Source organism: Mesorhizobium sp. Z1-4 (assembly GCF_004000235.1).
Taxonomy (GTDB): Bacteria; Pseudomonadota; Alphaproteobacteria; order Rhizobiales; family Rhizobiaceae; genus RCIO01.
Window position 1 is genome coordinate 268,514 of record NZ_RCIO01000001.1, and the last position, 19,961, is coordinate 288,474.

Consider the following 19,961-nt stretch of genomic DNA (forward strand, 5'->3'; position numbering starts at 1 on the left):
CCGTCGCCGGGCATCAGGCCGCGAACAGGTGGGCGGCGCCCGGATCGAAGCCAAACGTCACGGCGCTGCCCGGCTCGTATGTCGCGTCCTGCGGAATGGCCGCCAGCGCCCGCTCGCCCGACGCCGTGTCGAGGCTGACAATCGTCTCGTGGCCGAGCCGCTCGACCAGCGAGACATGGCCTTTGATCGACCCTAGCGCCGTCGCTCCACCGTCGCGCAGTGCCTGCGGCCGCACGCCGAGCACGGCACGGTCACCGGCAGCGAAGCCGCTCGCCTGAACGGCGACCGGCGCGACGGAAGGCGATTCCACCTGCGCCGAACCGTCGGCGACCCGTGTCACCGTCACGTCGAGAAAATTCATCTTCGGCGAGCCAATGAATCCTGCGACGAAGCGGTTTGCCGGCTTCTTGTAGAGCTCGATCGGTGCACCGACCTGCTGCACCTTGCCGCCATCGAGCACGACGATCTTGTCGGCCAGCGTCATCGCTTCCACCTGGTCATGCGTGACGTAGATCATCGTCGCGCCGAGCTCCTTGTGCAGCCGTGCGATCTCCATGCGCATGTCCATGCGCAGCGCCGCGTCCAGGTTGGACAGCGGCTCGTCGAACAGGAATACGGATGGCTTGCGCACAATGGCGCGGCCAATGGCTACGCGCTGGCGCTGACCTCCCGAAAGCTGCGCCGGCCGGCGATGCAGCAGTTCCTCCAGCTTCAGGATGCGCGCTGCCTCACGGACGCGCGCCTCGATCTCGGCCTTGGGCCGCCGGTCGAGTGTGAGCCCGAAGCTCATATTGTCGAACACGGACAGATGCGGGTAGAGCGCGTAGGACTGGAAGACCATGGCGATGCCGCGCTCGCGCGGCTCCATCTCGTTGCAGCGCGCGCCATCGATGAACAGGTCGCCCGCGGTAATGTCCTCAAGGCCGGCGATCATACGCAGCAGCGTGGACTTGCCGCAGCCCGAGGGGCCGACGAAGACGACGAATTCGCCATCAGAGATATCGAGGTCGACGCCCTTGATGATCTCGATCGCGCCGAATTTCTTGCGCAGGTTCTCAAGCCGCAGGCCGGCCATGCTGGTCTCCCCGTGTGGTGATGTTGCGCAGCGAACGGGCGGTCTGCTGCAACGTTGCGAACGCCTCGAAGCGGCGCTGGTGTGCGGTGGCGGTTTCGTCGCTCGGACGGAAGATATCGGCTTTGCCGGTCATCGCCGCCATCGCGGAAGGGAGGTCGGCGAACTTCCCGGCGGCCGTTGCCCCGAGCATCGCTGCGCCCAGCAGCACCGGCTCGCTCTGACGTGAGACGCTGACGGCGACGCCGGTGCAATCGGCCAGCAATTGCTGCACCAGCGCATGCCTTCCCGCGCCGCCGCTGAGCGCGATCGTCTCAATTGAGGCGCCCCTTGCGCGGCTCGCCTCGACGATCTGGCGCAGGCCATAGCCGATGCCGAGCAAGGCGGCGACGTAGAGCGCGACGAGGCTGTCGAGATCGCGTTCCATCCCGAGTCCTGCGATCAGCGCCCTCGCCTCCGGATCGGCGAAGGGCGAGCGGTTGCCGAGAAAGTCGGGAACGACGATTAGCGCGCCCGCAATGTCGACTGCAGTCTGCCCGGGCTTCATCCTGTCCGCCGCCATGCCGGCCAGAAGGTCGGGCAGCGAGATGCCACGTGATTGCGCCAGCGCGCGCGCTTCCGATGCGGCGGGGTGCAGGGCGATGGCCTGCTCGATGGCTGCGCCGGCGCTCGACTGGCCGCCTTCGTTGAGCCACAGGCCGGGCACCATCGCCGAAAAGTACGGCCCCCAGACACCAGGAATGAAGATCGGCTCGGTGCTCGATGCCATGGTGCAGGCCGATGTGCCCAGTACATAAGCCATGGTCGATCTGGCGACCGCACCAACGGAGCCGATGCCCCCGGCATGGGCGTCAATCAGTCCGGCGCCGACTGCGGTGCCAGGTCTGAGATCAAGCTCGGCCGCGGCGGCTTGCGTCAGGCCGGCACCAAGCGCTTGCCCGGCCGGCACGATCTCGGTGCCGACGCGGTCGAAATCATGGTCGGCGAGATCGCTGAGCCCGATCTGGCGAAAATAGCCCGCGTCCCAGCGGCTCTCGTGGGCCAGGTAGGTCCATTTGCAGGTCACGGTGCAAATCGAGCGCGCCAGGCTGCCGGTCGCGCGCCATGTGAGAAAATCCGCGAGGTCGAGGAACTGCCATGCCCCTCGATACGCCTGCGGCAATTCCTCCTTCAGCCACAGCAATTTCGGCGTTTCCATCTCCGGCGAGATCGTTCCGCCAACATAGTCGAGAACTTTATGGCCCGTGGCGTTAATGCGCCGTGCTTGGTCGGTGGCGCGGTGATCCATCCACACGATGATGTTGCGCCGGTCATCGCCGTGCGGACCGACCGCGAGCGGCCTGCCACCGTCTCCCAGCACAACCAGCGAGCATGTCGCGTCGATGCCGATGCCGGCGATTGTCTCGGGCGCGACTCCGGCATTCGCCACCGCCTCGCGCACTGCCGCACAGACCGAGCCCCAGATGTCGTCGCTCGACTGCTCGGCGATGCCAGGCCCGTCCTGCCATAGTGCTATGTCGCGCTTCGCCGTGGCGAGCAACGCGCCGCTGGCGTCAAATAGACCGGCGCGGGCGCTGCCCGTGCCGACGTCGATGCCTATGAAGTAGCAGGGTTGCATAGCGGCCTTGCCTGCTTCGCCTAGGCCGCCGGGGCGAGATCGTTCGGTGTTGCGCGGCCGCCTTGCGGATTGCGCAGATAGACGCCGTGCTCCAGCTGCTGGCGGCGCAGTTCTCTGATGTCGATGTCGGCCGGCGCGCGATTGCCCCGGATCGAGATCTTTGCGGCGCGGCCTGCCGCCTCGCCCATCGCCATGCAGGTCGCCATCACGCGGATCGCGCCCATAGCTTCGTGTGTAGCCGAGATGGAGCGGCCGGCGACCAGCAAATTCTCCACCTTTTGCGGCACCAGCGAGCGGTAGGGGATGTCGTAGCAGTCGCCGCACCAGATCAGCGTGCAGCCATCGTCGGCCGGGCGGTGAATGTCGATCGGATAGCTGGCAACGGCGATCGCGTCATCGAAGTGGCGGCAGGCGAGCACGTCCTCCTGAGTCATGACGTACTGGCCGACGATGCGGCGTGTCTCGCGTATGCCTAGGAACGGCGCGGTTTTGGTGAAATACGAGCCCTCGAAACCGGGAACGTAGCCGATCAGATAGGCGACGATGTCGTCGATCTGGGCACGGCCCTCGATCTCACCCTTGGTCAGGCTCCGCGCGTCGGTGCCGTCGGTGCCCTTGACGCGCGTCATGTTGATCCACACCTCGCCCTTCTTAAGGCCGGTGATGATGATCGTGCGCTCGTTGGGGATTTTCAGCCCGCGCTCCTGCTTGGCCTTGGCCATCAGTTCGCGCAGGCCGACCACGATGAACTGGTGGTTCTGGCCGAAATATTCGGCCGGGATGAAATCGGTGAGGTAGGTGCGGGCCTCCGGAGGCGCATTGGCGATGGACATGCGCAATTTGTCGGTGTCGACGCCGCCGAGGCAGAACATCAGCGTCGGCGGCTGCATGCCGCCCTGCTCGTTGCCCTTTTCGGTCGGAACGCCGGCGCGGTAGGCGACATCGGCGTCGCCGGTACAGTCGATGACCACCTTGGCCACGATTGCCTGGCGGCCACTCTTACTCTCGGTAATGATGCCGCCGATACGGTCGCCGTCCATCACGACGCCGGCAAAGAAGGTGTAGAAAAGCACCTCGACGCCTGCTTCCGTCAGCATTTCTAGCGCCGTCGTCTTCACCGCCTCCGGCTCGACAAGTGTGATGCCCATGTGCAGCGGACATGGGCGGTGCTCGCTGGCGCCGTCACGCTCGCGGCGCAGCCGGGAGATGAATTTCTCCGGCAGGCCGTCAATGATCTGGTTGCCCTTCTGGCCGAGGAAACCCAGCACCGGCAGGCCGATCGTCATGTTGCCGCCGACGAAGCTGCGGCTTTCGACAAGGCCGACGCGCAGGCCGTCTTCGGAAGCTGCAAGCGCGGCGGTGAGGCCCGAAGGCCCCCCACCGACGACGAGCACGTCATATTCGGCGGCGACGGGAATGGAGCGGGCCGGTTCCTGGATGGAGCGGGCGGCGGTGGCGGACATTTCGATACCCTCGTGGCGTCCACGGATGGACTATGTTGCTTCGTTTCAGATTGGCCATCCGGGCCGAGCCCCGGCCCGGATGCGCCGTCCGTCCTATGGGAGGATCAGGACGGCATGAGCGGTTTGACCCGCTCTATAATGGCCGCGACGGCTTCCTTGACAGGCTTGCGGCCGATGACGGCCAGCTGCACCTCCTCCAGCATCGTCGCCTGCGCGCGGGCAGCCTCCGGAAAGGGCGGGAAGGCGCCGCGCGCCGTGGCCAGCACCTCTGCTTCCACCTCGGCGACCGGATTCTTCTCGATTAGCGCCGGGTCGGCATAGCTCGATACGCGCACCGGACCGTTGCCGTTGAGCGCCATGCCGGTGGTGACGCGCTTGCTCGACACTTCCTTGATGTAGGACCAGGCGAGTTGCTTGTCGCCGGCATTCTTCGGCACCACCATCGCCCATGCTTCGGTGACCGCGGCCATCGGCGTGCCGGATGGCAGGCTCGACGAACCGGGGAAGGCGGTCGCCTTGATCTTGCCCGGATATTTGCTTTGCTCGGGATTGTTGAGCTGGGCGTTGCGGGCAAAGGGCAGTACCGTGAAGGCGGCGCGGCCCTGCTGAATCCAGGTCACCATGTCGTCGTTCTTGGTGGTGGCGTAGCTGCGCGGCAGCGAGCCGGCCTCGAACATGCCGCGAAGCGTATCGAGCCCCTTCTCCATCGCTTCCGGGCTCGGAACCAGCTCAAAATCCTTGGTGATGAAGTCGCCGCCGTAGGCACGGGCGAACATCACCGGGAAAACGGCGAGGTCGCTGGCCAGGATCATACCGGTCACCGGCGTGCCGGCCGATGAGGTGAAGGTCAGCTTGCCGGCCTGCTCGACCAGTTCCTCCAGCGTGGTCGGCGGGGCGGAAATTCCAGCCTCCTCAAGCAGCGCCTCGTTGTAGAACAGGCCCTGCGTGGCGTGGCGAACCGGGATGCCGATCAGGTTTCCGTCGACCGTCATGCCCTGCACGAGGCCAGGCGCAATGTCGCCAAAATCCTCGATCGGATCGTCCTTCTGGTAGCTGTCGAGCGGCTCGAAGAGCGAGGCGATCTCAGACGTCGGACGGTTGTCGACCATGTAGCCGACGCCGTAGTCGGTCGAACCGAGGCTGGCCTCGCGGAACAGGCGGTCCATCAGCGGGTTGGAGTCGAAGGTGGTGAACGCGGCCTCTGCGTCCTGCGCGCTTTTCCACTCGGCGAGCAGGTTCTCGCCGCCGTCGGGCATCAGCACAGCCTGATGCACGCGATGGCTCAATATGTTCAGCGTGTTGGCCTGGGCGAAGGACGGACCTGCGGCCAGTGCGGCGGCGCCGCCAAGCGCCGTGCCTAGGAAACCGCGCCTGGTGATATCAAACGTAACCTTGTCTTTCATGGGTACCTCCCTTGCAGACGGATAATTCATCCCTTGGTGGCGCCGGCCGTCAGTCCGGCGACGAGATAGCGGTTCATGAGCACGACGAAGATCAGGATCGGCGCGAGCTGCGTGGTCGACGCCGCGAACAGGATTCCCCAGTCGACACCGTCGATGGAGCCGATCATCTCGGAGATCACCAACGGCGCGGTCTTGGCCTTCGTGGCCGTGAAGACGAAGGCGAACAGGAACTCGTTCCAGGCGAACACCACCACAAACACCGCGACCGCAAGGATGCCGGGTGCCGCCAGCGGCACGATTACCCGGCGAAGGATTGTCAGCCGACCGGCTCCGTCGATCTGCGCGGCCTCGTCGAGTTCCCGCGGGATCTGGTCGATGAAGGTGCGCATCAGCACCGTGCCGAGCGAAACGAAAAACGTCGCGTAGAGCACCATCAGCACGATGTGGGTGTCGTTCAGCCCCATGATGTTAACCAGCGGGAACAGCGGCAGCGTTACTACGATCGGCGGAATCAGCCGCACGACGATGAGGAACATGACGCTGGCGTTCAGGAAGCGGCTGGAATTGCGCGAATAGACGTAGCCTGCGCAGGTGCTGGCGATGATTGCCAGCGCAGTCGCGCCGGCAGTGATGATCGCGCTGTCGATCAGCCCGTCGAAGAACTGGCCCCAGCGCCGCCAAAGTTCGGCATAGTGCTCCAGCGTCGGCTCGAATGCATAGACCGTCGGCACGGCAAAGATTTCCTGCCCCGGCTTAACCGACGACATGACCACAAAGGCGATCGGCACCAGCGACCATGTCAGCAGCGCGGCGACCGCGACCGCCTTGCCCGCGACGACGAGGATGCGACCGCTACGCATTGGACGTCACCTGCCGGCGCAGCAGGAACACATATCCGGCGGCGAGAAGCAGCGATGCAACCACCATGATCCATGCTGTCGCGGCCGCCGTGCCGAAGGCGTTGTAGGAAAACGCTTCCTGGTAAAGATAGACCGCCACCACCTCGGTCGAGCGGGCCGGCCCGCCGCCGGTCAGCAGCCAGACTTCGGAGAAGATGCGGAAGGCGAAGATGTAGCGGAACAGCAGTGCCACCACGATCGCCGGCCCCAGCAGCGGCAGCGTCACGCGGCGGAATGCCTGCAGCGGCGTCGCACCGTCGATTCGCGCGGCCTCGTAGAGATCGGAGGGAATAGCTAGCCGCGCGGCATAGAGGATGATGAAGGTGAAGGGCAAATGCAGCCAGATCGTCAGCAGCCCAATCAGGATCATCGCGTGCACCGGCTCGAAAGACCAGTCGAGGATCGGCAAGCCGATCGCCTGCAGCGCCAGCGTCACCGGCCCAGCATCGGGATCGAACAAATAGCGCCAAGCGACGACGGCGATGACTTCGCTGACGGCATAAGGCGCCAGCACCGCGACAAGCAGTAGTCGCCGCAGGAGCAGACCGCTGGCGAAAAGCAGCGCAACCAGCAGCCCGACGGCCAGTTCGATGTGGACGGCGAAGACGACGATGACGACCGTGTTCCACAAGGCGCCGTGGAAGGCGGGGTCGGCCAGCACACGCGCGTAGTTGGCAAGCCCGACCCAGGTCGGCGCCTGCCCGTAGGTCGACTCCGTCACGCTGAGCCAGATCACAAAGATCGAAGGCAGCACGATGACGCTCAGGATCAGAATGTGAACCGGAGCGACCAGCGGCATCAGCTCGGCCAGACTTCTCGTACGCAAGCGGTTCTCCCTGTCCCTGCTTTCGCGCTTCGTTTCGCCCGGTCAGTGGACCGCGGGCAATTCTCCGTCGGGTTGCTCGTCGGCGTTCGGGTCTTCGACCCCAAGCGCCGTCTCCACGGCCATCCCGGCCTTGGCGGCGGCGAGGTTGCGAACCGAATCGCGCACCTGCAGCGACGTGTTGAGGACGACAGGCTGCGGTGCGGCGGCGTTGCCGCCGATGCGCGCCAAAAGCCGCTCCCAGATCGCCTGTGCCATCGCGTCAACCGGCTGGCGGATGGCGGTCAGCGCGGTCTTGCGCGCGCTCATCCACGGATAGTCGTCGAAGCCGATGATCGAAATGTCCTCGGGCACGTCGATGCGGCGCGCCGCGAATGCGGACAGCACGGCGAGCGTGATGACGTTGGTCAGCGCCAGCACCGCCGTCGGGCGCGCGTGGCGGTCTAGCCAGTTGGCGAAGTGCTCGGCGCCGCGCTCGCCGTTGGAGCCGAGCTCGACCACGATCGCCGCCCGTCCGGTCCTCCGTCGCAGGAAGGCGTCGGCACCCTGAATACGCTCGCGGATCGGCGCGACCGACAGGTGTGAGGCGGCAATGACAATGTCGCGATGTCCCATCGCGAGGAGATGGCGAGCGGCGATCTCACCGGCCTCCCGATTGTCGATGGTGACGGTGTCGGCGATTGCGCCTTCTGTAACGACGCGGTCGGCCAGCACGATCGGCAGCCGGTGCGCCTCGTCGGCGAGTATCACCGGCACCGCGTCGGTACACGGCACCGCGACCAACGCCGACGGCCGCCAGCCGAGTAGCGCACGCAGACGCGACAATTCGAGTGCCGGGTCGTCGCGCGAACTCGCGACGATCACGTCGTAGCCGTCCTGCTGCGCCCGCACCTCCAGCCGCGAGACCAGCGAGGTGAAGAAGACGTCGTCGAGGTCCGGCACCAGCACGCCGATGACCTTTGTCTGGCCCGACCGGAGCTGCGAGGCTGCCCGGTCAACCTGGTAGGACAGGTCACGCGCGGCCTTCTCGACGCGCGCGCGCAACTTCGCATTCACAGGCTTGGAGCCGGAAAACACGTTGGACACGGTGGCGATGGATACGCCCGCCAATGTCGCGACATCCTTGATGGTCGAGCGCCTGCTGCTCATCGAACGGCCTGTTAAACGTTTTACTGTTAAACGTTTAACACTCCCTTCTTAGCCCTGCAAGAGCCTTTATGCGGCGTTTGGAGATATTCTCCGCGATCGCGATCTCATCGAAAGACACACCGCGCTTAGGGCGCTGACAGGGCGTCTCGAAGCGCGCTGCTGGATAGGAACAGGTAACCTGAGCCTCGCAGCCGTCAAAACCGGTTGCTTTGTTAGTAAGTTTATGACATTAACTAACTCAATCTGGAGATGTAAGTTGGATACGAGCGTTGGACATATCCTGGGTTCCGTCGACCGGCACGGCGAATTGGCGCGCCATTCGATAGCGGAAATGACTGGCCTGACCCGAGCCACCGTCTCGAAGGCAGTGCGCGTGCTGCTTGAGAAAGGTCTGGTTTTCGAAACGGAGCGGACTCAGGCATCGAGTCGGGGCGGACCCCGCCCGATCTTGCTCACTATCAACCCCCGTGCGCTCAGTTTCGTTGGGCTCGATATCCGTCGCGAGAAGATCACCGGCGCCCTGATCGATCTACGCGGAGCCATGATGGCTTCAACAAGCCGTCGGCTACAGATTGGTGTGCCGACCAAGATCATCCTTGATGCCATTGATTCGATTCTCTCGGAACTCGCGAGCGCGTCGGAAAGCCCCACTGCGGGCATCGGTATCGGCTCGGTTGGGCCTATCGTCCCTCAAAAAGGCATGCTTCGGTCACGCCACTTCACCGAGCTCAACGGCGTGCCTCTTGTGGAACGCCTGGAGCAGGCCTGGGGCGTCAGCGTCGACCTTCAGATCGGCGCGGTTGCAGCCGCTCACGGCGAAGAGCGCCTGATGCGCACACCTGACTACCTGCCCAGATCGATTGCATTCGTAGTGATCGATTACGCCGGCATCGGGTTGGGCCTGACATCCGGCGGTGAGGGCTGGATCACCGAGCATGGCGGCGTCGGCGAACTGGGACATGTTTCAATAGATATGAATGGTCGCCCGTGTAGTTGTGGCCGCAAGGGTTGCCTAGTGCAATACGCATCCGGTCGCGCGCTCCTGCAAGAACTCAAAGCCGATCTGTCGGAAGACGCCGGAGCCGTTCTGTCCCGGGTAGCCGAGCGGGCGCGCGAAGGTGAAAGTCTCGCTCGGGAGTCCCTGCTTGAGGCCGGTGAATATCTCGGCCACGGACTGGTGGACGTTGATCGGCTCCTGCGCCCCGAACATGTGGTGATCGGCGCCTCACACGATTTCATGGCCGATTGGTATCTGAAAGGGGCGTCCAGATACATCGGTCGCCTGCCTGAGGCGGCTGATGAGCGGCGGCTAAGCGATCGTCTTCACGTCGCCAGTATGGGCAGCACCGCCATTGCTTACGGGGCGGCCGCACTTCAACTCAAAAAATTCCTGCATGCGCCGGGAGGCATCATCGACCGGATGCCGCTGATCGCGCGGGATCAGCCAGCGAGCCAGGAGACCAGCTTCCCGTTCGCGGGAGGAATATGAAAATGTGGAGGAAAGTGAAACATGACCCGAATTGGATCACTGATAGGCGCCACCATACTGGCGACCGCCGGCATAGCCGGCACAGCGCAAGCACAGGATTTTGATTTGCGCCAATTCGAGGGGACGACCCTCGACCTGCTCTATGCCGAAATCTCTTTCATTCCCGGCTTGAAAGAACTCCTGCCCGAGTTCGAGGAACTCACAGGCATTCACGTCAATATCGAAACGCTCTCGGAAGCCGCGGCGCGGCAGAAGGCACAGATCGAATCTGCTTCAGGCAGTGGTGCCTTCGACATCGTCGGCATTCAAAGCGGCAATCTTCCCCTTTACGTCCAGAATGGCTGGTTGAAGCCTGTCAGCGACTACTTCGGAAACCCGGCGGTTTCCAACCCGGATCAACTGGATATCGACGATTTCATTCCTTCTACGCTCCAAGGCATGGCCGTCGATGGCAATCAATATTGCCTGCCATTCTTCGCTGCCACCGTCATGCTCTATTACCAGATCGACAAGTTCGAGCAGGCCGGCATCACTGAACCGCCGAAAACCTTCGAGGATCTGCTGGACGTCGCCAAGCGCGTCCACACACCCGAAGTACCCGCAATTGCGCTGCGTGGCAGCCCACCATCATCGGCAGGCAATATCTGGACATTCAATCTTTTCCTTTATGGCGAGGGCGGACGCTACTTCGCCGACTATCCCAATGACCTTAGCGTCACCGTGGATTCCCCCGAAGCTTTATCGGCGCTCGAAACCTTTGTGACGCTCAAGCGCGGCTACGCGCCCGAAGGCTCCGTCAACTTTGTTTTCGATGACGTTGTCACGGCCATGCAGCAGGGCAACGTGGTGATGGCCATCGACGGCGCGCCACTTGCAGGTCGCATCCTGGATCCGGAACAATCCAAGGTTGCCGGCAATCTCGGTTTCGCTGTCGTACCCGGCGGCACCGCCGGCCCCAAGCCATCCTTCGCATCGCACGGACTGTGTATTTCGGCCGCCTCGGACACGCCGGACGCAGCCTATCTGTTCCTCGAATGGGCGACCAGCGCCGAGACTATGGTCAAGATTTCGCAGAACTCGTCCTACCTGGCGACACCGCGCAACGCAGTCTGGGAAAACGAGGCATTCATCGAAAAGTACAATTTCGACTTTGGCGGCGGCTCGTTTCTCGCTGCCTATCAACAGAGCCTAGCGGTAGCACCGGCCGATTATTACCCACCCATCCCGGTATGGGGACTGATCAGCGACCGGATGGGACAGGCTGTGCAGGCTGCGGAAATCGGTCAGCAGACCCCTGCCGAAGCCCTAGCGGCGGCAAGTCGCGATATCTCCGATATCCTTAAAACCGAAGGCTATCGCAACTGACGCCACAGCTGTCCGTGGCGTCAGATTTTGCGCCACGGGCACGCTCGGCTGGCGATCACTTGTTTCTTAAATCAGCAGAGAAATGCAATGAGCCCATCTCAGGCATTGTACGAACCATATTGGAAGCGCCGAAACCGCTCGTTCAGGCCGTTCCTGTTGCCGGCCCTGGCCTTGATCCTCGTTCTTACGGTGATTCCTCTGCTGATCTCCTTGGCGATCAGTATGACCTCGCTATCCTATGTTAGCGTGCGCGGACCCCGGTTTATCTGGTTCGATAACTATATAAACCTGTTCGGCGATCCCCGGTTCATCCGCAGTCTATGGCAGAGCGCCGTCCTTATTTTTGGCCCGCTGCCGTTCCAGCTTCTTTTCGGCTTCCTGCTGGCCGTGGTGATGAATGAACGGCTGCGCGGGCTGGGGTGGCTCAGGGTCATCTTTATCGTCCCCATGTTCTTTCCTCCCATCGTGATGGGGCTGATGTGGAAAGTGTTGTTCACCCCGCAACTGGGGGGCATCAACTACTATCTTTCACTCTTGGGCATCAGCGGCCCTACCTGGTTGGCCGATCCGACATATGCGCTCATTTCCATAGTGATTGCCACCGTATGGGGATGGACTCCTTTCGTGGCGATCATGTTTTACACCGCGATGCAAACCTTCCCCTCGGATCTCTACGAGGCGTCGCGTATCGATGGAGCCAGCTGGCTACAGCAGAACCGCTTCATTACCCTGCCATTGCTCCAAAACACCGCACTGGTTGTCATAGTCTTCAGGATCATGGAGGGCTTGGCCATCTTTCCCATCATTTACGTGATGACTGCAGGAGGCCCCGCCGGCTCGACCGAGACCACGAACTTCTATGCCTTCGTCTCCGGGTTCGAGTTCCTCAAGGTCGGCTATGCGAGTTCAATCATTTTGACCTTCCTGGCGATCCTTTTGATCATACTGGCACCGTCGATCCGGATGCTTCTGGGTAATGTTCAACCCCGGGAGGCGAAGTTATGAACCCGCGTAGCAAGGGTATCGTCGTCGCACTATACGGATTCGCCATATTCTGGGGCGGAGTTATTCTGGTACCGTTTTTCTGGCTGGCGGCTTTGTCGGTCAAAACACGGATCGACGCTTTCTCGGTCCCTCCCAAGTTATTCTTTGAGCCGACCTTCGTCGCCTATTCGGAAATTCTCCGGGACAGCAAGTTTCTTAGCGCCGTTCTGAACAGCGTCATTATTTCGGTCAGCGCCGTTACCCTGTCGCTGCTGGTGGCCGTGCCCGCTGCCTATGCGCTGCGAAACATGGTGGGTCCATTCCGGCGCAATTCCACGCTGGTTTTGCTGTTGCTTCGCATGGTGCCAGGCATGGTCTACCTGCTGCCCTATTTCGTGCTTTATGACCGAATTGGGTTGCTCGACACCCATATCGGGCTGATTCTCGTGCACCTAATCTTCAACGTTCCGCTCATCATCTGGATGTTGCTGCCGATTTGGGCCGCGATTCCCGACGATTTGGGCGAAGCAGCGCGTATCGATGGCGCGACCCTTCTGCAGACTCTCTTCCTGATCGACCTTCCGCTGCTCAAGGGAGGCATTCTCGCAAGTTCAATTCTCGCGTTCATCTTCTCCTGGAACGAATTTCTGTTCGCCTTGATCCTGGGCAGGCGCGAGGTGATCACGCTGCCGGTTGCGATCGTCAATTTCCTGGCCTTCGAGGGAACCGAGTGGGGCAAGATCGCGGCCGCATCCATGTTCATCGTGCTGCCCGCCATTATCTTCGGCTTCTTCGTCCGGCGCTACATGATCGCCGGCATGACTGGGGGGGCGGTCAAGGGATGACGCCATCATCAACTAAATTGGCTCGGCAGACAGGTGGAGGACAAGAACATGGCTGATATCTCGCTGACTAACATCACCAAGACATACGCCAATGGCGTAACCGCACTCGCGGAACTTGATCTACATGTGCAGGATGGCGAGTTCCTCGTTCTTGTCGGGCCTTCTGGCTGCGGGAAATCCACTCTGCTCCGCATGATCGCAGGTCTGGAGGAAATTTCCGGCGGTGAACTGAAAATCGGCGGGCGGCTGGTCAACCAGCTCGAGCCGAAAGAGCGCGACATTGCGATGGTCTTCCAGTCCTATGCGCTCTACCCCCACATGACCGTCGCCGAAAATATCGGCTTTCCGCTTCGCCTTGCCAAAATGCCGGCGGTGGAAATCGAGCGCCGCGTCGCCGATGTCGCCCAATTGCTGGAGCTGACACCGTACATAGATCGCCGCCCAGCAAACCTTTCGGGCGGACAGCGCCAGCGCGTTGCGATGGGGCGTGCCATTGTGCGCAAGCCATCGGTCTACCTGCTAGACGAGCCGCTCTCCAATCTCGATGCTAAGCTACGCGACCAGACACGTAGCCAGATGGTCGACCTGCAGGCACGTCTCGGTGTTACCACCGTCTATGTCACTCACGACCAGGTTGAGGCCATGACGATGGGACACCGTGTTGCCGTGTTGAAAGACGGCGTTCTACAGCAATGCTCAACGCCTCGCGAGCTCTACAGAAATCCCGTGAACAAGTTCGTCGCCGGTTTCATCGGCATGCCGTCGATGAATTTCATCAAGGTGACCGCGAGCGGCGAGATGGTGAATATGGGCCCACACAGGCTTGACGTTCCGCCCGCGCTTCAAAACGAAATCGTCCGGCTCGAGGGCCGGACCTTTACACTCGGCATCCGTCCAGAACACCTCGAATTGTCGGAGGCCGGCGTGCCCCTTGAGGTCACCGGTGTCGAGCACTTGGGTGCCGAGACCATCCTGCGCCTCGTCCTAGGCGACAGCGAAGGCGCCACGCAGATCGTGGTGCGCGTTGACGGCGACAAAAGGATCGAGCGGGGGGAGACGGTTCGCATCAAACTCACGGAAAAGCTCCACTTCTTTGCAGCAGACGGTGTCCGCATCGGCCCCGCATTCTGAATCGTGAGACAACATTAATGAACAGACCGAATATTCTCTGGATTTGTACCGATCAGCAGCGCTGGGATACTTTGTCGTATCTCGGCCATCCGGGGGCCAGAACACCCAATCTCGACAAGCTCGCGCGGCAGGGCGTGCTGTTCGATCGCGCATATTGCCAAAGCCCGATCTGCACACCGAGCCGCGCCTCGTTTCTCAGTGGCAAATACCCCATCGCGCACGGTGTTCACAAAAACGGCAATGCGGGATTTCCCAACCACACCACACTCGTTCCAAAATTGTTTCGAGATGCCGGCTACCGTACCGGCTTGATCGGCAAACTACATCTGTCCCGTGCCGAAGGCGTTGTCGAGGAGCGTCCAATAGACGACGGGTATGATGAATTTTACTGGAGCCATCATCCCGATCCTGATTGGCCCGAAAAGCACGACTATCACGATTGGCTGAAAGACAAGGGCATAGATGCTGCTGCTATCTACGATCCGTCTCGCGCCTATGGGGCCGGTGTCGATAGCAATCTGCACCAGACCAGATGGGCCGGCGATCGCGCGAAGTCCTTTATCAGGCGGCACAAGGGAAAACCGTGGTTCCTGAGCATGAATCTTTTCGATCCCCATCCGCCCTTTGATCCGCCGTTGGAATACCTGAAAAAGTTTGACCGCAATAAAATGCCCGGTCCGATTTTCGCCGAAAGCGACATCGCCCATCAGCAACGTTTCGTGGATGTGGACCAGCAGGCGCGCGTGGCTATCGACCCACGGCGCGGAGACCCGGATAATCAACTTTATGAAGGCACGCCTGAGCGCGATGCCTCGGCGACACATGATACTCCACCCGACATCTATGACGCCAAGCAGATACAGGCCTGCTACCACGCCATGATCGCCTTCATCGACGACATGGTGGGCGAACTGATGGACGAACTGGACCTGACAGGCCAGCGTGGCGACACGATTGTCCTGTTCATGAGCGATCACGGCGAACTGCTCGGCGATCACGGCCTGATATACAAGGGATGCCGGTTCTACGAAGGCCTGACCAGGGTGCCGATGATGTTCTCGTGGCCCGAAAAAATCAGGGACGGGGTGATCTCGCGGGCATTGGTTGAATTGGTGGATATCCCCCAGACGCTACTCGAGGCCGCCGGCCTGCCCGAGCCGTTGGGTATGCAAGGAAGATCGCTTTACCCCTTGTTGAGCGGCGTCCTGCCGGCAGACCGCCACAAGTCGCATGTTCTTTGCGAGTATTTCGACGCACTCGGTTTGCCGGAGGGGCGCAAGAGCCGAGCGACGATGTATTTCGATGGCCGTTACAAGCTTTGCATCTATCACGGCGTCGACCTTGGGGAACTCTACGATCTCCAGCAGGATCCTCAGGAGCTGAACGACCTATGGGAAAGCCCGGACTTTGCCGAGCTCAGATGCCGCCTGATAGCGAAACACTTTGACGCAATGATGCTGGCAAGTGAGCCTGGGCCGGTGCGGGTGGCAAGCTACTGAGCGGAATTTCCCCGAACCGATAGTTTCGGCAGCGGCGCACAGATCGGCCGATCATTTTTGGAGCTTCCATGACCCGGCTTTCCTTGGACAATCTCGACACGATAGCGGCAACCGCGAGCGTCCCTACCTATGCGCAGCGGAGTCTTTCAGCAGGCATCGTCCATTTCGGTGTGGGCAATTTCCATCGGGCACACCAGAGCGTCTATCTAGACGATTTGTTCAATGCCGGTCTCGACCATGACTGGGCTGTCATCGGTGCAGGCACTCGCACCGAAGACCTCAAGATGAAATCAGCACTAGAGAACCAGGATTTTCTGAGCACCGTGGTCGAGCAGGACGCGTCAGCGGCTCGTGCCCGAGTAACGAGCGTAATGATCGGCATGATCACACCCGGCGAGACGGCCCAGGTGGTCAGGCAGCTTGCCGACCCAAAAATCCGCATCGTATCGCTGACGGTGACCGAGGGAGGGTATTATATCGACTCGACAACGCAACAATTCGATCCGACCCACCCCGAAATTCTCGCAGACGCCCGCAATCCCGAAGACTGCCGAACGGTTTTTGGCCTCATCTATCTGGGCCTCAGAGCACGCAGGGATGCAGGAATTGCGGCGTTTACGGTTGTATCATGCGACAATATCCCGGGAAACGGCCGCGTAACTCGCGACGCCGTTGTCGGATTGGCCCGGTTGATGGATTCCGAAATGGCCGAGTGGATCGTCGCCAATGTGGCTTTTCCCAGCGGGATGGTGGATCGCATCACGCCCGCAACATCGGACCGCGAGCGCGCAATCGTAAGCCGCGAGTTCGGCATTGAAGATGCAGCGCCGGTTTTTTGCGAGGAGTTCCGGCAGTGGGTGCTAGAAGATCATTTTCCGGCTGGCCGGCCGGCGCTGGAAAAGGTCGGCGTCCAGTTCGTACCCGATGTCGAGCCATTCGAGCTGATGAAAATCCGTATTCTCAACGGGGGGCATGCCACCATCGCCTACCCGGCGGCGCTCATGGACATCCATTTCGTTCATGATGCGATGAATGATCCGTTGATACGGCAATTCCTTCATCGGGTGACATGTGACGAAATCATTCCTGTGGTGCCGCCCGTGCCTGACACCGATCTGGCAGACTACTGTCGATTGATCGAGCAGCGCTTCGCCAACCCGAGAATTGGCGACACAATATCCCGTCTGTGCCTTGATGGTTCGAACCGACAGCCGAAGTTCATTCTACCGTCATTGCGCGACCGCCTGCGCGACAACGCATCGATCGAAGGACTGGCGCTTGTTTCGGCATTCTGGTGCCGATATTGCTGCGGAACGACAGATGCGGGAAACGTGATAGCGCCCAACGACCCCAATTGGGACCGCCTGACCGCCCGGGCAAGACTGTCGAAGGACAACCCCGCCAATTGGCTGGCCATGGACGACATCTACGGCTCATTGGGGCAGGACAGCCGATTTTTGGGAGCGTTTGCGGCTGCGCTGACCATGGTATGGCGTGAAGGCACGCGCGCAACCTTGCAGACCTATCTGGCCGAACCCGGCAGACGCTATTAACATGTTCTCCAGCTCCACGACTGCGCGGGAGTCGGCAAGATGTCTTGCTCGCAACCTATGATCCGGAGCGCGCGGGCATGCGTAATTTGCCTTGTCGACTCTGGTCAGATCCGTCCAAGCCCATGAACGCGGCGAAGGCCGAACCGCCCGCGGCCTTGTTCATTGCAGCCGACTCCTTCTGGAATGCGCCATCAAAGCCCAGGATCGAACATCTCGTTCAGTAGGTGGAAGTGGGCCGATCAGCGCCTATTCCTCGAACGCCAATCCGGTCCGTTGGCCCAATGTGTAGCCTCAAATGGTAGCCTTCAATCAAAGCCGGCTTTCGCAGTCGGCCTGCGCCCACGAATGCTAGACCTCGGGTTTGCCATGCATTAAGTTCTTTGGAACCTGAATGCGCGCGGCCGCTCGGTCGTTTGAGCGTGTGACCGCCTCTCCAGGAAACCAGACCCAAGGCCGCCATGGCGCAGCATAAGCGAACAGGCACGGTCGGAAATCGCCCGACTTTGAAGTCGATCGCCGAAAGGACGGGGCTGGCGATCACGACGGTATCCAAAGCCCTGCGGGGTGACGGTAATTTCAGCGCCGAGACCGTTCAGCGCATTCGTCAGGTCGCCAATGAGATCGGCTATCGTCCGGACCGTTCGGGCGTTGGTCTGCGTACGGGAAAAACCTACACGATCACGGTAGCCTTCGATCATTCGGAGGATATTTCGGATTTCGAGCGCCAGATTGTGTCCGGTGTTGCTTCGGAACTGAGCGGGACACGTTATGAACTCTCCTTGACGCCGGTATTCAAGGGCATGAACGAAGTCAGGCTGTTTCGCGGCATCGCTGCGATGCGGCGCGCGGATGGAATAATCTTCACCAACACCTCACCGCAGGATGTCCGGGCGCGGCTGCTCATGGAAATGGGGTTTCCGTTTGTCACCCACGGTCGCACGGCGCTGCAGCCCCAACATCCCTATTACGATTTCGACAATGAGAGCTTTGCGTATTTCGCGGCCCGCAGGCTTGCCGCCAAGGGACGCCAAAGGCTGGCATACACGTCGGGTTCCACGGGCCTCACCTATCTGGAGCACACCTTGGCCGGTCTGGAGCGCGCCGCGTCAGAAACGGGTGTAGAGATCGGACAAGTATTTCCCAGCTCGGGCGTTTCCCCATACGCAGCAGCTCTGCATCAGGCGATTTGCGACGCCGCGCGTGCAGACAGGCTGCCGGACGGCATCATCTCCTCGAGCGACGTCGGCACGCTGGCCATGGTCGATGCGCTGCACGGAGCCGGTGTGGAGATCGGCAGGGACATCGACATCGTTTCCCGCAAGACGTCTTCCATACTCGACTTTTGCCACCCGCGCGTCGAGACGGTCTCAGAGGATCTTATGGAGGCCGGGCGCGTGCTCGCCCGGTTCCTACTACGCAGTATCGATGGCGAGCCGGCGGAAGATCTGCAAATTGTGGGCGCGCCCGTTTTCAGTTGGCGGCAGGAATAGCCGAAGGCGCCAACTGGAAACCCACGATCGACGGTTGTTCCAGCTTCGCAGGGATAAATGGGATCGGTCCGATACCCGCTGGGTCGCCTTGGAAGGTCGGGTACGTGCTGCTATGCCAGGCGCTGGCCAGCCTGGTCGAACATGTGGGTATTCGCTTCCCTGAAACCCAGCCGGACCTCCTGGTCGACCCTGCACTCGGCTCCATAGAACGCGCGCGCCGTGATCTTCTGTGTGCCGGAAACGAGATGGACGATGCTCTCATCGCCCAGATTCTCGATCAGGTCGACCCGCGCCATGAATGCCAGTTCACCCTCTTTCCCGCCAATGCTGACATGCTCCGGCCGCACGCCGATCGTGGCTGCATGGCCTATCCTGTCCGATGAAAGGCCAGCAAAGCTGATCGTGGCTCCCTCTTTGGTGACAAGCGTCTTGCCATCGACTTTGCTGACTTCGAAAAGGTTCATTTGTGGCGAGCCAATAAAGCCGGCGACAAAAGGATCGGTCGGCGCGTCGAACAGTTTCTTGGGCGTATCGAACTGACGGATCTGCCCCTTCTCCATCACCGCGATCCTGCTGGCCATCGTCATCGCCTCCACTTGATCGTGGGTGACATAGATAGTCGTGATGCCATGGTTACTGTGAAACTTCATCAGTTCCATCCGCATCTCGACGCGCAGCTTTGCATCGAGATTGGAGAGTGGCTCGTCGAACAGGATGATGCGGGGCTTGCGAACGATCGCCCGGCCGATGGCAACCCTCTGGCGCTGTCCGCCTGAAAGCTGTGCCGGCCTCCGGTGTAGCAACTCTCCCAGCTGCAAAGCGTCGGCGACATCGCCGACACGCTGCTTGATTTCGGCCTTGCTGCAACCCTCCAGCTTCAGCCCGAAGCCGATATTCTCGCTAACGCTCATATGCGGATAGAGCGCGTAGGATTGAAAGACCATGGAAATGCCACGCTCGCGCGGGTGCAGATCGTTGGCCAGCCGCCCGTCGATGAGAAGCTCTCCGCGCGTGATATCTTCGAGACCGGCTATCATCCGCAGAAGTGTGGATTTGCCGCAGCCCGAAGGCCCGACCAGAACGGTGAAGTCGCCTTCCTGAATATCAATACTCAGATCGGGGATCACATTGACCGCCCCGAAATCCTTGCAGAAGTGCCGCGCCTGGAGAAGAGCCAT

The 19,961-nt window shown here is 61.2% G+C and carries 16 protein-coding genes; 8 read left to right on the plus strand and 8 right to left on the minus strand.

What is annotated here, in order from left to right; genetic code table 11:
• Positions 1 to 13: 13 nt before the first annotated feature.
• The 7 genes from EP165_RS01330 to EP165_RS01360 form a co-directional block, all read right to left on the minus strand.
• Positions 14 to 1,075, minus strand: coding sequence for an ABC transporter ATP-binding protein (locus EP165_RS01330; protein ID WP_127519754.1), 1,062 nt, complete (start codon positions 1,073 to 1,075; stop codon positions 14 to 16).
• Entirely contained in the window at positions 1,056 to 2,690 is a 1,635-nt protein-coding gene (locus tag EP165_RS01335; RefSeq protein ID WP_127519755.1) for an FGGY-family carbohydrate kinase, read from the minus strand. Before EP165_RS01335 ends, EP165_RS01330 begins: the two co-directional genes overlap by 20 nt.
• Positions 2,691 to 2,710: 20 nt before the next feature.
• Positions 2,711 to 4,153, minus strand: coding sequence for an FAD-dependent oxidoreductase (locus EP165_RS01340; RefSeq protein ID WP_127519756.1), 1,443 nt, complete (start codon positions 4,151 to 4,153; stop codon positions 2,711 to 2,713).
• 104 nt (positions 4,154 to 4,257) lie between these two features.
• Positions 4,258 to 5,556 carry an ABC transporter substrate-binding protein gene (locus EP165_RS01345; RefSeq protein ID WP_127519757.1) on the minus strand — a complete coding sequence of 433 codons (1,299 nt, stop codon included), beginning with the start codon at positions 5,554 to 5,556 and terminating at the stop codon, positions 4,258 to 4,260.
• A 26-nt stretch (positions 5,557 to 5,582) separates the two neighbouring features.
• Positions 5,583 to 6,416, minus strand: a complete 834-nt coding sequence (locus tag EP165_RS01350; RefSeq protein ID WP_127519758.1) for a carbohydrate ABC transporter permease — start codon at positions 6,414 to 6,416, stop codon at positions 5,583 to 5,585.
• The gene (locus tag EP165_RS01355; protein WP_127519759.1) at positions 6,409 to 7,281 is read right to left on the minus strand and encodes a carbohydrate ABC transporter permease; all 873 of its coding nucleotides are present in this window, start codon (positions 7,279 to 7,281) and stop codon (positions 6,409 to 6,411) included. Before EP165_RS01355 ends, EP165_RS01350 begins: the two co-directional genes overlap by 8 nt.
• 42 nt (positions 7,282 to 7,323) lie before the next feature.
• Positions 7,324 to 8,427: a LacI family DNA-binding transcriptional regulator gene (locus EP165_RS01360; RefSeq protein ID WP_127519760.1), complete on the minus strand. Its 1,104-nt coding sequence runs from the start codon at positions 8,425 to 8,427 to the stop codon at positions 7,324 to 7,326.
• A gap of 256 nt (positions 8,428 to 8,683) precedes the next feature.
• Here EP165_RS01360 and EP165_RS01365 point away from each other — a divergent pair, with 256 nt between their 5' ends.
• The 8 genes from EP165_RS01365 to EP165_RS01400 all read left to right on the plus strand — a co-directional run bounded on the left by EP165_RS01365 (position 8,684) and on the right by EP165_RS01400 (position 18,783).
• On the plus strand, positions 8,684 to 9,916 hold the full coding sequence (locus EP165_RS01365; RefSeq protein ID WP_164742923.1) for an ROK family transcriptional regulator: 1,233 nt from the start codon (positions 8,684 to 8,686) through the stop codon (positions 9,914 to 9,916).
• 21 nt (positions 9,917 to 9,937) lie between these two features.
• On the plus strand, positions 9,938 to 11,281 hold the full coding sequence (locus tag EP165_RS01370; protein WP_127519762.1) for an ABC transporter substrate-binding protein: 1,344 nt from the start codon (positions 9,938 to 9,940) through the stop codon (positions 11,279 to 11,281).
• Positions 11,282 to 11,368: 87 nt separating this feature from the next.
• Positions 11,369 to 12,286, plus strand: coding sequence for a carbohydrate ABC transporter permease (locus EP165_RS01375; RefSeq protein WP_127519763.1), 918 nt, complete (start codon positions 11,369 to 11,371; stop codon positions 12,284 to 12,286).
• Positions 12,283 to 13,110: a carbohydrate ABC transporter permease gene (locus tag EP165_RS01380; RefSeq protein WP_127519764.1), complete on the plus strand. Its 828-nt coding sequence runs from the start codon at positions 12,283 to 12,285 to the stop codon at positions 13,108 to 13,110. Before EP165_RS01375 ends, EP165_RS01380 begins: the two co-directional genes overlap by 4 nt.
• Positions 13,111 to 13,158: 48 nt before the next feature.
• The gene (locus tag EP165_RS01385; protein ID WP_127519765.1) at positions 13,159 to 14,241 is read left to right on the plus strand and encodes an ABC transporter ATP-binding protein; all 1,083 of its coding nucleotides are present in this window, start codon (positions 13,159 to 13,161) and stop codon (positions 14,239 to 14,241) included.
• A gap of 17 nt (positions 14,242 to 14,258) precedes the next feature.
• Positions 14,259 to 15,740, plus strand: a complete 1,482-nt coding sequence (locus EP165_RS01390; protein ID WP_127519766.1) for a sulfatase family protein — start codon at positions 14,259 to 14,261, stop codon at positions 15,738 to 15,740.
• Between the two features lie 68 nt (positions 15,741 to 15,808).
• Complete coding sequence (locus EP165_RS01395; RefSeq protein ID WP_127519767.1) at positions 15,809 to 17,293, plus strand: mannitol dehydrogenase family protein; 1,485 nt, start codon at positions 15,809 to 15,811, stop codon at positions 17,291 to 17,293.
• A 503-nt stretch (positions 17,294 to 17,796) separates the two neighbouring features.
• Positions 17,797 to 18,783, plus strand: a complete 987-nt coding sequence (locus EP165_RS01400) for a LacI family DNA-binding transcriptional regulator (RefSeq protein ID WP_164742924.1) — start codon at positions 17,797 to 17,799, stop codon at positions 18,781 to 18,783.
• A 110-nt stretch (positions 18,784 to 18,893) separates the two neighbouring features.
• Here EP165_RS01400 and EP165_RS01405 read toward each other — a convergent pair whose 3' ends face one another.
• The gene (locus EP165_RS01405; RefSeq protein WP_127519769.1) at positions 18,894 to 19,961 is read right to left on the minus strand and encodes an ABC transporter ATP-binding protein; all 1,068 of its coding nucleotides are present in this window, start codon (positions 19,959 to 19,961) and stop codon (positions 18,894 to 18,896) included.

What these genes read in the sequence shown, in the direction of transcription:
- EP165_RS01330 (WP_127519754.1), bottom strand. Translation starts at nt 1,075, where the DNA reads ATGGCCGGCCTGCGGCTTGAGAACCTGCGCAAGAAATTCGGCGCGATC.
- EP165_RS01395 (WP_127519767.1), top strand. Translation starts at nt 15,809, where the DNA reads ATGACCCGGCTTTCCTTGGACAATCTCGACACGATAGCGGCAACCGCG.
- EP165_RS01375 (WP_127519763.1), top strand. Translation starts at nt 11,369, where the DNA reads ATGAGCCCATCTCAGGCATTGTACGAACCATATTGGAAGCGCCGAAAC.
- EP165_RS01335 (WP_127519755.1), bottom strand. Translation starts at nt 2,690, where the DNA reads ATGCAACCCTGCTACTTCATAGGCATCGACGTCGGCACGGGCAGCGCC.
- EP165_RS01345 (WP_127519757.1), bottom strand. Translation starts at nt 5,556, where the DNA reads ATGAAAGACAAGGTTACGTTTGATATCACCAGGCGCGGTTTCCTAGGC.
- EP165_RS01350 (WP_127519758.1), bottom strand. Translation starts at nt 6,416, where the DNA reads ATGCGTAGCGGTCGCATCCTCGTCGTCGCGGGCAAGGCGGTCGCGGTC.
- EP165_RS01385 (WP_127519765.1), top strand. Translation starts at nt 13,159, where the DNA reads ATGGCTGATATCTCGCTGACTAACATCACCAAGACATACGCCAATGGC.
- EP165_RS01405 (WP_127519769.1), bottom strand. Translation starts at nt 19,961, where the DNA reads ATGGCTCTTCTCCAGGCGCGGCACTTCTGCAAGGATTTCGGGGCGGTC.
- EP165_RS01360 (WP_127519760.1), bottom strand. Translation starts at nt 8,427, where the DNA reads ATGAGCAGCAGGCGCTCGACCATCAAGGATGTCGCGACATTGGCGGGC.
- EP165_RS01370 (WP_127519762.1), top strand. Translation starts at nt 9,938, where the DNA reads ATGACCCGAATTGGATCACTGATAGGCGCCACCATACTGGCGACCGCC.
- EP165_RS01380 (WP_127519764.1), top strand. Translation starts at nt 12,283, where the DNA reads ATGAACCCGCGTAGCAAGGGTATCGTCGTCGCACTATACGGATTCGCC.
- EP165_RS01390 (WP_127519766.1), top strand. Translation starts at nt 14,259, where the DNA reads ATGAACAGACCGAATATTCTCTGGATTTGTACCGATCAGCAGCGCTGG.
- EP165_RS01340 (WP_127519756.1), bottom strand. Translation starts at nt 4,153, where the DNA reads ATGTCCGCCACCGCCGCCCGCTCCATCCAGGAACCGGCCCGCTCCATT.